This is a genomic window from Polaromonas sp. P1_F4 (assembly GCF_056405675.1).
In genome coordinates, this window is sequence record NZ_JBFUBP010000010.1 from 58,021 (window position 1) to 70,266 (window position 12,246).

Below are 12,246 nucleotides of genomic sequence, written 5' to 3' on the forward strand. Positions count from 1 at the left end.
TGCCTGGCCAAGGCTTATGTCAGCCTTAAACGAAAAAAGCAAAGCCGCCATACCGCGGCGAGGAGCGCAAGTGGCCCGCCCGGGGCCATGCCATACTCCGGCAGCCGTGACTGCCCTGGCAGGCGCCTTGTTCAACATGACGTTTACACCATGCCCTTTGTCAGCCTGATGTGTCCCCAATGCGCCGCACCGTTGCCGCGTGCGGCTTATTGGCGCACGGTCACCTGCAGCTACTGCGGGGCCACCGTCAGCCGCGGCGCGGAAACCATCCGTGCCGCCTCGTTTCACGAAGCCTGGCTGCGGGTGCACCAGGCGGTCGATCTCCCGGCGCGCGTGGTGTCCGTCGGCGAACGGCAATATGGCCTGCTGGCCGGCCTGGGCGGCGGCGAGTCGTCGCAGGTCTTTCTCGCGCAGCGCGTGCATCCTTTCGGCGAGCGCGTGACGCTCAAGCTGGCGCGTGACGCCGGCGCATCTGCCGTGCTGCAGCAAGAGGCGGAGACCATCAGGCAATTGCAGGCGCTTAAAACAGCAGGCTCGGCTTACTTCAGCCAGCGCCTGCCGCAGCTCGTTGCTTCAGGCACCGCGCGGGACGGCACGTCGCCCGAGCGGCATGCGCTGGCGCTCAGGCATCCCACGGGATTCTGGGGCAGCCTTGCCGACGTCATGCGTGGGCATCCAACGGGCGTGGATGCCCGCCATGTCGTCTGGATGTGGCGGCGTGTGCTGGAGGTGCTGGCCTATCTTCATGACAACAGCTGGCAGCACGGCGACCTGTGCCCGGAGCATTTGCTCGTGCACCCGCGCAACCATGGCGTCCAGATGATTGGCTGGGCGCGGGCGCGGCATGGCGGGCATGGGGCGGTGCAGGACCTGATGCAGCTGGCGTGGAGCATACGCATGCTGTTGAGCGGCCAGGCCGGCAGCGGCGAGCATCCGCCGTCTCTGCCCGCAACCACCCCTGCGCCGCTGGCCGCGCTATTGCTGGCTGGCAGCGAAGATGCCCGTTGGTGCGCACAGCATGGCGCGCGCGGGTTGCTGGCGCAACTGGGTCAGGCGGCCGAGCAGTCTTTTGGCGTGTCGCGTTTTGTCGTTTTTCACCCGACTGCAGCGTCCGCTCTGCACTGAATCAGAATTACTGAATTACCAAAAGAGGAGCCGACTTCATGGGACACGGAAATTATTCATACGCGGCACATGCGGCCATGGTGGCCAACCGATCTGCCAGCCCACACACCGAGGTCTTTACCCAACGGGCCTGCCACGCGCTGATGGACCCGCGCGGGCTCAAGGTCCGGGAGTCGCGCGACAGTGCCGACCACCCGGCGTCGCTGGCCGTCGTGTTCGCACTGGACGTTACCGGCTCGATGGGAGACATCCCCCGCATCCTGGCGCAGCAGGAGCTGCCGACGTTCATGAAGCTGCTGGGCGATTGCAACATCCCCGATCCGCAGCTGATGTTCATGGCCATCGGTGACGCCACATCTGACCGGGCGCCGCTGCAGGTGGGTCAGTTTGAATCCACCGCCGAGTTGATGGACCAATGGCTGACCTGGAGCTATCTGGAGGGAGGCGGTGGCGGCTCGGGCAGTGAAAGCTACGAGCTGGCTTTCTACACCGTTGCCCAGCACACCGACCTGGACTGCTGGGCCAAGCGAAAAAAGCGCGGCTACCTGTTCATGACCGGTGACGAGCTTCCCTATCCGGCCGTGTCACGGCACCAGGTGGAGGCCCTTTTCTCTGAAAAACTGGATGAAGACATCCCGATCGAGGAAGTCATTGCGGCAGCCGCCGAAAACTACCACCTGTTTTTCCTGATCCCCGACCTGGAGCGCCGGCGCAACTGCGAAAAGCGCTGGCGCGAGCTGCTCGGAGAAAACGTCATCTGCATGGAGTCTCCCGAAGACGCATGCGCAGTCGCGGCGGCCATCGTCGGGCTGACGGAGCGCGCCTTGCCGGATTTGGGTGCTGTGGCGCGCGTCCTCAAGGCCAGCGGCGCCACGCCCGAGCGCACAGGCTCGGTCTTGCGTTGCCTGGATGCCTATGCTGCTCACCTGGATCCGTCCAGCATTCGTCACGTGCATGCGCAGGCGACCGGCGCGGCGCCGGTCAGGTCAAGCTGGTGGCGGCGCCTTTTCGGTTGAGCGCTTTCGGGCGGTGGCGGGTGTGCTGAACGGTCGTGGCGCGGCCCCGTCCCGGCTGGTGTCGCTGCTAGGCCTTGGCTTTGGCGACTGCGGCAAGGGGCTATTCACCGATTTCCTGTGCCGCCGGTGGCAGGCCGGGGCGGTAGTGCGTTTTAACGGCGGCGCGCAGGCCGGTCACAACGTGGTCTTGCCCGACGGCCGGCACCATACCTTTTCCCAGTTTTGCGCGGGCACCCTGGTGCCGGGCGTCCTGAGCGTCCTCGCCAGCCCGGTGGTAGTGCATCCGACGGCCTTGCTGGTCGAGCATGCCGCGTTGCAGGCACTCGGGATCCCGGATGCGCTCGCGCGTTTGCGCATTGACGCGCGCTGCCGCATCAACACACCGTTTCACCAGGCGGCCGGCCGGCTGCGCGAATTGCGGCGCGGCGCGGCCAGCCACGGTACCTGCGGGGTTGGCGTGGGGGAAACCGTGCGCCACGCACTGGCGCATCCGGGCGAAGTGCTGTGCTATGGCGACTTGCTGGCGCCGGCCCGCGCGCACGACAAGCTCGAAGCCATCCGGCGGCGCCTGCTGGCCGGGTTTGACGCACCGGCCGGCCCGGCTACGCAGCCAGCCGCGTGGCAGCAAGAGCAAGGGTTGCTGAGAGATGCCAGTGTGTCCGCCCGCTGGCTCGCCTCCGTGGCAGAACTGGCCCGGCAATGCAAACCCGCGCAGAGCCCGGAGATCGCCCGGGAACTCCAGGGATGCGGCACTGTGCTCTTTGAAGGCGCACAAGGTGTTCTGCTGGATGAATGGCATGGCTTTCATCCGCATACGACCTGGAGCAGCATCCATCCCGCCTCGGTAGAGTCGGTGACCGCCGATCTGGGGCTGACCGGCCCCATCATGCACCTGGGCATCTTGCGAAGCTATCTCACAAGGCACGGCAACGGACCCCTGCCCACGTTTGATGCTGCGCTCGATGTGCTGGCGGAACCCCACAACACGGGTGACGGCTGGCAAGGGCGTTTTCGCAGGGGGCATGCCGATGCGGTGCTGCTGCGTTATGCGCTGGAGATCACTGGAAAGCTCGATGGCCTGCTACTGAGTCACCTGGATGTATTTGACGCCGGCTTGCCTGGCGGCGGCGTGAACCTGTGCACCGCGTACGAAGCGGCACCTGAGGCTGGCGACGCCCTGTTATGCCAAAGAATCGCCCATGGGGAAGGCCGTGAACGTGGCAGCGGGCTGGTTGAGCGTCTGCTACCCGGCAACGGGCATGACCTGCAGCACCAGTCGAGACTGACAGCTTTGCTGGCGAGAGCGCAGCCGGTGTATGAAGGCCCGCCGCTGCGCTCGGCGTCGGCATTGGTGGAGCGTTTTCAGGCGCTCGCTGCCTGCCCGGTTCTGTACGGCGGCTATGGGCCGAGCTTCAGTGTGGTTCGCGCCATAACCGGCGCCTAGCGCGTCCAGGGGTCAGGAGAGCGAGGCCAGCCGCGCCCGGTGCCGCGTGATCTGGGCCTTGACTTGTGCCGGCGCAGTGCCACCCAGGATGTTGCGGGCGTTCAGCGAGCCGCGCAGGCTCAGGCAGTCGTACACGTCTTTTTCGATGCTGGGGTTGAATTCCTGCAGTACGGCCAGCGGCAACTCGGACAGGTCCACCGCATGGGTTGTGGCGGCCTTGACGGCGTGGGCCACGGTTTCGTGGGCATCACGGAAGGGCAGGCCTTTTTTCACCAGGTAGTCGGCCAGGTCTGTGGCGGTGGCGTAGCCGCGTAGCGCGGCCTTTTCCATGGCTTCGGGTTTGACGGTGATGCCGGCCACCATCTCGGCAAAGATGCGCAGCGTGTCCTTGAGCGTGTCGACGGTGTCGAACAGCGGCTCCTTGTCTTCCTGATTGTCTTTGTTGTAGGCCAGGGGCTGGCCCTTCATCAGCGTGATCAGGCCCATCAGGTGGCCGACCACGCGGCCGGTCTTGCCGCGCGCCAGTTCGGGCACGTCGGGGTTTTTCTTCTGCGGCATGATGGACGAGCCGGTGGTGAAGCGGTCGGGAATGTGGATGAAGCCGAAGTTCTGGCTCATCCACAAGATCAGCTCTTCACTCATGCGGCTGATATGCACCATGGCGAGCGACGCGGCCGCCGTGAACTCAATCGCGAAGTCACGGTCGCTCACGGCGTCCAGGCTGTTCTGGCATACCTGCGGCTGGCCGCTTTCGTCGACCATGCCCAGCGTTTTGGCCACGCGTTCGCGGTCCAGCGGGTAGCTGGTGCCGGCCAGTGCTGCCGCACCCAGCGGCAGGCGGTTCACCCGCTTCCTGATCTCCATCATGCGCTCGGCGTCGCGGCTGAACATTTCCACATAGGCCAGCATGTGGTGGCCAAAACTCACCGGCTGGGCCACCTGTAAATGGGTGAAGCCCGGCAGGATGACTTCGACATTTTTCTCGGCGATGTCAACCAGCGCTTTTTGCAGATCGGTCAGCAGCCCGCCGATCAGGTCGATCTCGCTGCGCAGCCACAGGCGAACATCGGTGGCGACCTGGTCGTTGCGGCTGCGGCCGGTGTGCAGGCGCTTGCCGGCGTCGCCCACCAGCTGGGTCAGGCGCGCTTCGATGTTGAGGTGCACGTCTTCGAGGTCCAGCTTCCACTCAAAAGCGCCGGAGTCGATTTCGGACGTGATTTGCGTCATGCCTTTCTGGATGTCGGCGTAGTCGGCGGCGGGAATGATCTTTTGCGCTGCCAGCATTTCGGCGTGAGCGAGTGAGCCGGCAATGTCGGCTTGCCAGAGGCGCTTGTCAAAAAACACGCTGGACGTGTAACGCTTCACCAGGTCGCTCATGGGTTCGGAAAAAAGGGCGGACCAGGCTTGGGACTTTTTGTCGAATTGATTCACGTCAGGCTTTCTTTGAGGCAGTCACTGGCCGGTCTGTGGGGTAAAGCACGCCATTTCGGGCAGTTGCGCAGCCGGCCGGGCCTAAATAGTGTTTAACCCATGGCCGAATCGCCTTGGGCAGTGCAATACTCTTCCCAATGATTTTATCTGGGTGCCGGGCCCCGTGGGAAACCCCTGCCGTGCGCTGCCCCAGCTGATCCGTTTTTCCACGATAGCCGAAGAGCCGCCGACGTCCATGAAGCCTGTGCCCGATCAGAAGAATTTCAGCGAATCCACGTTGCTGGGCAGCTTTATTCCGGGCGATGAGGAAGCGGTGCCGCGCACTTCCACCCGCACCAGCATGTTTGATGCTTGCCATGTGGGTGTGGTTTTGCGTGCCGTGCTCTTTGTAGAGGCGGTGACCGGCGTGTGTGTGATGTTTGCTGCGAGCGAACCCCTGGACTGGCTGCTGAGCTTTTCGCTGCTCACCGGCGGTGTGCTGCCCGCCACCCTGGCCTGGCTGATTGCAGTGTGTGCGCTGAAGGGGCAGTTGAACCGGCTGGAGCCTTCGCACCAGTGGGCGGCGGGTATTGCACTGGGTGTTGTGTCGGGGCTGTACGGCTGTGGCTTGCTGGCCCTGCTGGGCCTGCTGCAGCCGGTGCCCTGGTGGGCCAGTGCGGCGGCGGGTGCCTTGCTGTCCGCCATGATGCTGGCGGGGCTGTTCTGGCGGGCCAAGGCGCGTACGCCGGCAGCCACGGCGGCACGCCTTGCCGAACTGCAATCGCGCATTCGCCCCCATTTCCTTTTCAATACCCTGAACAGCGCCATTGCGCTGGTGCGTGCCGAGCCCGCCAAGGCCGAGGCTGTACTGGAAGACCTGAGTGAGCTTTTTCGCCATGCACTGGCCGATCCGGCCGAATCCGTGACGCTCGGCCAGGAGATCGCGCTGGCGCAGCGTTACCTTGCCATTGAGCAGATCCGCTTTGGTGACCGGCTGCAGGTGCAGTGGAGCCTGGACACCGAAGCGGACCAGGCCAAGCTGCCGCCGCTGCTGTTGCAGCCGCTGGTGGAAAATGCCGTCAGGCATGGCGTGGAACCCAGTGCCAGCGGCGCGCAGCTGAAAATATCCACCCTCCGGCGAGGCAGCACGGTGGTGATCAAGGTGACCAATTCAACCCCCGCAGGCGCCGGTGAGCGCGGCCACGGGTTGGCGCTGGCCAATGTGCGCGAACGCCTTGCGCTGCTGCATGATGTCGAGGCGAAATTCAAGACGGTGTTCAAGGACGGCATATTTCAGGTTCGACTGGAGATTCCCGCATGACGCTCAAGGTATTGGTGGTTGACGATGAAGCCCTGGCGCGTTCGCGCCTGCGCACCTTGCTGGGCGATTGCACCGCCCCGGCCGCAGTGGCGGCAGCTGAAGCCGCCGATGCTGTTCAGGCCATGAAGGCCTTGCAGCGTGAGTCATTCGATGCGGTGCTGCTTGACATCCGCATGCCCGGCGTTGACGGTATCGCGCTGGCGCGCACCATTGCTTCACTTGCACAGCCACCCGCCCTGGTGTTTGTCACGGCCCATTCCGAACATGCCGTACAGGCCTTTGAACTGGAGGCCGTCGACTACCTCACGAAGCCGGTACGCCTGGAACGCCTGCAGCAGGCGTTGCAGAAGGTAGAGCGTTTGGGCCAGTCCAGGGTGTCCGCGGCGGATGCAGCGGAAGAAACGCTCATCATCCAGGACCGCGGCCGCACCGAACGTGTGCCGCTGGCCGAGGTGCTGTATTTCAAAGCCGAACTCAAATACATCACTGTGCGTACCGCGACCCGCAGCTACATACTCGATGGTTCCCTGAGCGAGCTGGAAGAGCGCCATGCGACCCGCTTCATGCGCATTCACCGCAACGCACTGATTGCGCGCCGGGCCGTGCGCGCGCTGGAAAAACATTTCGACCCCGAAGAGGGCGAGGGCTGGGCGGTACGGCTCAATGGTATTGACGAGCTGCTGGCGGTGTCCAGGCGGCAGCTGAGCGCCGTTCGGGAAGCCATCGCGGCCTGAGCCTGCTTCTCCGCGTCAGGATGGAGTCACGGCTGCCAGGGCGAGCAGGTGCGTCAGCGTCAATCCGGTTTGGGAACACGGTTCCAGCGAAAGCGTCCTACAAATTTTCCGGGGCATATCGGTTGCAATATGTAAGTACAGCCTGGGAATTGTGGTGTGCTTTTTTGTCACGCCCGAGGCGCAAAAACGAATATGGGAGACATATGACCGAAGAACCCGCAGAGCGTGTCGTACGCGCGGCATCACCAGCAGTGCCGGGCGATCCTGAACAGCTGCATGTTCGGGTTCCGGTTGATATCCGCAGCATGTCGCTGGTGGTACTGGCGGGTCTCGCCTGCCTGGTTGTGCTGCACTGGGCCAAGGCCGTCTTTATTCCGGTGATGCTGGGTGTTTTGTTCAGCTATGCTTTTTCACCGGTGGTCAACTGGTTTGAAACGAAACGCGTTCCACGCTGGCTGAGCGCTGCCGTGGTGTTGTTGACGATTGTGGGCAGCATCGGTGCGACGGCCTATTCGCTCAGCGACGAAGCGGCGCAGCTGCTGGAAGCGCTGCCGGCCGCGGCGCAGAAATTCCGCCAGGCCGTGAAGGTGCGCACCAACCAGTCCGACAGTGCGCTGGAAACCGTGCAGAAAGCCGCCGCACAGCTTGAACAGGCCGCGCAGGAAAGTGCGGCGACCAGCAACACGCGTGGGGCGATGCGTGTCGTGGTGGAGCCTGCCCGGTTCAACATCAAGAATTATCTCTGGTCAGGCACCATCGGGCTGATTGCACTGATCGGCCAGGCGACCGTGGTGGTTTTCTTTACCTACTTCCTGATGCTTTCGGGCGACAGCTTCCGGCGCAAGCTGATCAAGCTTGCGGGCTCCAGCATCAGCAGCAAAAAGATCACGCTGCAGGCTCTCAATGAGATCACCGACCAGATCCAGCGCTACCTGCAGGTGCAGCTCCTGACCAGTGCGCTGGTCGGGGTGTTGACCTGGCTGGCGCTTTGGGCGCTGCGGCTGGAAAACCCCGCCGTGTGGGGCGTTGCCGCTGCCGTGCTGAACCTGATTCCTTACGTCGGCTCGCTGGTCACGGCGGCGACGTCGGCCCTGGTGGCCTTTATGCAATTTGGTTCGCTCAACATGGCGCTGGCTGTGGGTGGGGCCTCGCTGGCCATTCATACCGTGGTGGGTAACCTGCTGACGCCGTGGCTTACCAGCCGCGCCAGCCGCATGAGTCCGGTGGCGGTGTTCGTCGGCTTGCTGGCCTGGGGCTGGCTCTGGGGGGTGTGGGGCCTGTTGCTCGGCATCCCCATCCTGATGATTGTCAAATCGATTTGTGATCGCATCGATGACCTGAAGCCGATTGGTGAGTTTCTTGGATCATGACCCCCACGGTCGCTCACTGCGTGTAGCTCCCTGCCCCCCGAGGGGGCCGCTGCGCCTGCGGTCTGGCAAAGCCAGTCCCGCGGCCCCGGCTGGCCTGGAGCGTCTGGGGTACTTTTATGATCTTGTTGTACTAAATTGATGAGAAAGAGAAAAAGTCATGATGGAACTGCTGACTGATCCGCAAATGTGGATTGCTTTTGCCACGCTCACTGCGCTGGAGCTGGTGCTGGGCATCGACAACATCATCTTTATTTCCATCCTGGTCGACAAATTGCCCAAGGACAAACAGGAGCTGGCAAGGCGCCTGGGCCTTTTTATGGCGATGTTCATGCGTATCGGCTTGCTGTTTGTGCTGTCGTGGATCATCGGGCTGGTGGATCCGCTGTTCACCATTTTCAAGCAGGAAATCTCGGGGCGCGACCTGATCCTGATTGCCGGTGGCCTGTTCCTGATCTGGAAGAGCACCGGCGAAATCCACCAGTCGATGGAAGGTGAAGAGGGCCATGCCTCCAGCGCCGTCAAGGCCACGTTTGCGGCCGTGATCGTGCAGATCATGATTGTGGACATGGTATTTTCGCTGGACTCCATCATCACCGCAGTCGGCATGGTTGACAGCCTGCCGGTCATGATTGCCGCGGTCATCGCTTCGGTGGGTTTGATGATGCTGTTCGCGCCGGCCATCGGCCGCTTTGTCTCCGACCACCCGACCATCAAGATGCTGGCACTGTCTTTCCTTGTTGTGGTGGGTGTGGTGCTTATCGCCGAGGGCCTGGACCATCATGTACCCAAGGGTTATGTCTACTTTGCCATGGCGTTTTCTGTGGCGGTGGAAATGCTCAACATCCGCATGCGCAAGAAAAAGAGCAAGCCGGTGCATCTGAGAAATGCCTATGTCAATGGCGACAAGGCAGACGTGGCCGACAAGCGCAAGCCCTGAGACGGGTCGCTGCCCGTGACACGCCCGCGCTGCGCCGCGTGCCTTCGCCCACAAAGCGCCTGCATCTGCGCCTGGATCACGCCGACGGCGCATGAAGCGGAAGTGCTTATCCTCCAGCACCCGCGGGAGGTCGACCATGCCAAAAACAGCGCCCGCCTGCTGCACCTGAGTCTGCTGCGCAGCCGCATGCTGACGGGTGAGGCCTTTGACGAGGTTGACTTGCATGATGCGCTGAAAGAGCCGAAGTACACCTTGCTCCTGTACCCGCAGACGCCGGAAGATGAAGCACCGGCCCTGGATACCGCGCGACTCAAAGACCCGTCGCGCGTGCGGCTCGTGGTGCTGGACAGCACCTGGCGCAAAAGCCGCAAGATGCTGCACCTGAGCCCGGTGCTGCGGCAACTCCCTCGCTTGTCGCTGGAGGATATGCCGGCCTCAAACTACCTGATCCGCAAGGCGCACAAGCCGGGGCAGCTCTCAACATTGGAGGCAACGTGCGCGGCACTGGCGCAATTGGAAAGTGATCCCGAAAAATACCAGCCGCTGCTCAAAGCCTTTGACGGGTTTGTCGCGCAGCAGCTGGCTTTCGTTCCGAAGTAATTCGGTTCCCGTTCAGTCGCCCAGGTCGATCACACCGGCCAGCGGCACACCGCCAGGAGCCGCATAGTCCGCAATCACCGCCGCGCGCCCTGCATGCGCTGAGATGCCCTGAAGCTGCTCTTTGACAAAAGCAATCGAAGGCGAGTCCAGCGCAGCAAAAGGTTCGTCAAGCAACAACACCGCAGCACCCGACGCAAACGCCGCCGTCAGCCAGACCTTGCGCTTCGACCCAGTGGACAACATGAACAGCTGCTTGCCCATGTGCGGCTCCAGCCCGAGACCGTCGACCAGCGGGCCGATCAAACCCGCATCAAAGTCCGGGTACCGGCTGCGAACAGTTTCGAAGTATCGCGGTGGCGTCAGCTGATCAAAAGTGTCGGCTCGCGGCTCCATCCAGAACAGTTGTTGCCGGTAGGCGTCGGGCTGTTCTTTGAGCGCGACACCATTGAGACGCAACTGCCCCGAATCGGCCGGCAGCGCGCCAGCCAGCAAGCGAAGCAGGGTGCTCTTGCCGCGCCCGTCGCCACCTTGCACCAGCGTGACGCCCGGCAGGATTTCGCCAGACCAGTTGGCGAGGATTTCGGCTTGCGGATTGGGGTAGCGGAACCATAGTTCTTCAATGGTGAGCATGGCGGGCGTTTGAGCTCGGTTAAATTTTGGAGAGCAACGAATTGACTTCAATGTGAGGTCGTTTTAGTGCGTTCAGGCTTTGCTCAATGAGGTCCGGATCGCGGGTGTCAAGACCAGAGCCTGTTAGCTCAGCTGTCCAATGAAGCAGACTTGAGACTATTCTCTTGAGCAAGAACGCAGCTGCCAGGCGATGGTCGCCATAGTCGGAGTTGAATTCATCGAAACCCGAAGAGTCTGTGGAATGAATATCTTGAAAGGTCAGTCGTTGAGAACGCACAAATGAGTACTCGCGAAAAAAGGCATTGACCTGTCTCTTGACTGTGTTGGTCCAGAGATATCGATGAAGTTCTACTTCACCCTCTGCGATAAGAGCCGCTGAAACAGGAAGCATGTACTCGACGCAGTTACCGGATGTCCAGTTGCCGACGATAGCCTTCACAAGCGCCATGTAGTCCTTCTTGGCAAGCCAACTATCACGGACGACATGGTATGCCTCCTGCATCCGTTGGTGATGATCCGTTTCGTCGCCGAGACGCATTGCGTCACCATGCTCTTTGAGGAACCGCGCAGTACTCATTAATTCTCCCTGACTTTGATACTCCGCAGAACTGCGGGATTAATTGGATGCCAAGTAATATTGCATTCTCTGCCGCCTTTTTTATGGCATTGGCTTGCGCGGTCCATTTTAAGAAGTTTGCAGATAGAAGCCGATACGAAAACCTTGGCTGTCTGTTTTTATGACGTCGTACCAGTTGAGTAATTACCCATGAGCTTTGGAAAAATCACCCCTATCCTTCGCATCTTCGATGAAGCCAAGGCCAGGGAGTTTTACATCGACTTCCTTGGCTTCAAGGTCGATTGGGAGCATCGCTTTGAGCCCGGTCTGCCGCTCTATCTGCAAATCTCCAAAGACGGCTGCGTGCTGCATTTGTCGGAGCACCATGGTGATTGCAGCCCGGGCGCAGCGATGCGGATTGAAACGGACGAGCTTGACGCGTATCACCAGCAGCTTTTGGCGAAGAACTACAAGCACGCCCATCCCGGAATCGAAGACACCGCGTGGGGGAGCCGGGACATGTCGATCAGGGACCCTTTTGGCAACCGCCTGACATTTACCAATGCCATCAGCACCTGACGGCACTTTACAAACCGGATGAATCTCACGCCGGCGCGCTCTAAAACCCCAAATCTTGACTGCCGTCAAGAAAGCCGTGTCAGGTGAGGCCTGCTCTTGATTTCTGTCAAGAGCACTTCACGGCCGCAGGTTCACCATGAGTGCTGCCGAAGGAGACACCCATGACCTCGACCCACGCGCTCCCTCTTCCAGGCCTCGCCTCACGCTGTTACCGGCTGACGCCGGGAGGCCGCGCCTGTGTGGACACGGTCAATACCAAAGCGCAGGCCACAGGCTCGTTGTCACGCTACTTGCACGATGTACTGGAAATGTGCGGCACGGGCGTGTGGTTTGAGCAGTTGCAGCAATTCATGCCGCCCCGATCGCTTGACGAATCCTTGCGCTCGTTGCTGGCGCTGGGCTTGATTGAAACCGTGGATGCGGGCGAGGCGCCGCACGCCGTCGATGTTCGGCGACCTGACGGACGCCAGAGGTACCCTGGAATTCCGAAGAGGAGTGTTTTATAAGGAAAACTGCCGATAGAC

Annotated in this window: 13 protein-coding genes; 10 read left to right on the forward strand and 3 right to left on the reverse strand. The window is 61.8% G+C overall.

What is annotated here, in order from left to right; genetic code table 11:
* Positions 1-150: 150 nt before the first annotated feature.
* From AC1DYQ_RS18565 to AC1DYQ_RS18575, 3 genes are read left to right on the forward strand one after another with little or no spacing between them, the layout of a single operon-like run.
* Positions 151-1,125: a lipopolysaccharide kinase InaA family protein gene (locus AC1DYQ_RS18565; RefSeq protein ID WP_477688020.1), complete on the forward strand. Its 975-nt coding sequence runs from the start codon at positions 151-153 to the stop codon at positions 1,123-1,125.
* A gap of 38 nt (positions 1,126-1,163) precedes the next feature.
* The gene (locus AC1DYQ_RS18570) at positions 1,164-2,141 is read left to right on the forward strand and encodes a VWA domain-containing protein (RefSeq protein WP_477688021.1); all 978 of its coding nucleotides are present in this window, start codon (positions 1,164-1,166) and stop codon (positions 2,139-2,141) included.
* 22 nt (positions 2,142-2,163) lie between these two features.
* The gene (locus AC1DYQ_RS18575; RefSeq protein ID WP_477688022.1) at positions 2,164-3,585 is read left to right on the forward strand and encodes an adenylosuccinate synthetase; all 1,422 of its coding nucleotides are present in this window, start codon (positions 2,164-2,166) and stop codon (positions 3,583-3,585) included.
* Positions 3,586-3,597: 12 nt separating this feature from the next.
* On the opposite strand, the gene argH is transcribed toward AC1DYQ_RS18575, so the two are convergent.
* On the reverse strand, positions 3,598-5,016 hold the full coding sequence (argH, locus tag AC1DYQ_RS18580) for an argininosuccinate lyase (protein WP_477688023.1): 1,419 nt from the start codon (positions 5,014-5,016) through the stop codon (positions 3,598-3,600).
* A 235-nt stretch (positions 5,017-5,251) separates the two neighbouring features.
* Between argH and AC1DYQ_RS18585 the strand changes: the two genes are divergently transcribed.
* The 5 genes from AC1DYQ_RS18585 (at position 5,252) to AC1DYQ_RS18605 (ending at position 9,957) form a co-directional block, all read left to right on the forward strand.
* Positions 5,252-6,316, forward strand: a complete 1,065-nt coding sequence (locus AC1DYQ_RS18585; protein WP_477688024.1) for a sensor histidine kinase — start codon at positions 5,252-5,254, stop codon at positions 6,314-6,316.
* Positions 6,313-7,050 (forward strand): LytR/AlgR family response regulator transcription factor, encoded by a 738-nt coding sequence (locus AC1DYQ_RS18590; RefSeq protein WP_477688025.1) that lies wholly within the window; start codon positions 6,313-6,315, stop codon positions 7,048-7,050. Before AC1DYQ_RS18585 ends, AC1DYQ_RS18590 begins: the two co-directional genes overlap by 4 nt.
* A 203-nt stretch (positions 7,051-7,253) precedes the next feature.
* The gene (locus AC1DYQ_RS18595; protein WP_477688026.1) at positions 7,254-8,420 is read left to right on the forward strand and encodes an AI-2E family transporter; all 1,167 of its coding nucleotides are present in this window, start codon (positions 7,254-7,256) and stop codon (positions 8,418-8,420) included.
* 157 nt (positions 8,421-8,577) lie between these two features.
* Complete coding sequence (locus tag AC1DYQ_RS18600; protein ID WP_477688027.1) at positions 8,578-9,357, forward strand: TerC family protein; 780 nt, start codon at positions 8,578-8,580, stop codon at positions 9,355-9,357.
* Between the two features lie 9 nt (positions 9,358-9,366).
* On the forward strand, positions 9,367-9,957 hold the full coding sequence (locus AC1DYQ_RS18605) for a tRNA-uridine aminocarboxypropyltransferase (protein ID WP_477688114.1): 591 nt from the start codon (positions 9,367-9,369) through the stop codon (positions 9,955-9,957).
* Between the two features lie 12 nt (positions 9,958-9,969).
* On the opposite strand, the gene AC1DYQ_RS18610 is transcribed toward AC1DYQ_RS18605, so the two are convergent.
* A complete protein-coding gene (locus AC1DYQ_RS18610; RefSeq protein WP_477688028.1) occupies positions 9,970-10,587 on the reverse strand; it encodes an ABC transporter ATP-binding protein in 618 nt (205 codons plus the stop codon).
* 19 nt (positions 10,588-10,606) lie between these two features.
* Positions 10,607-11,164 carry a hypothetical protein gene (locus AC1DYQ_RS18615; protein ID WP_477688029.1) on the reverse strand — a complete coding sequence of 186 codons (558 nt, stop codon included), beginning with the start codon at positions 11,162-11,164 and terminating at the stop codon, positions 10,607-10,609.
* A gap of 189 nt (positions 11,165-11,353) precedes the next feature.
* Between AC1DYQ_RS18615 and AC1DYQ_RS18620 the strand changes: the two genes are divergently transcribed.
* Together AC1DYQ_RS18620 and AC1DYQ_RS18625 are read left to right on the forward strand one after the other, a co-directional pair.
* Positions 11,354-11,722 (forward strand): glyoxalase superfamily protein, encoded by a 369-nt coding sequence (locus AC1DYQ_RS18620; protein ID WP_477688030.1) that lies wholly within the window; start codon positions 11,354-11,356, stop codon positions 11,720-11,722.
* Positions 11,723-11,883: 161 nt separating this feature from the next.
* Complete coding sequence (locus AC1DYQ_RS18625; protein ID WP_477688031.1) at positions 11,884-12,228, forward strand: hypothetical protein; 345 nt, start codon at positions 11,884-11,886, stop codon at positions 12,226-12,228.
* Positions 12,229-12,246 lie beyond the last annotated feature (18 nt).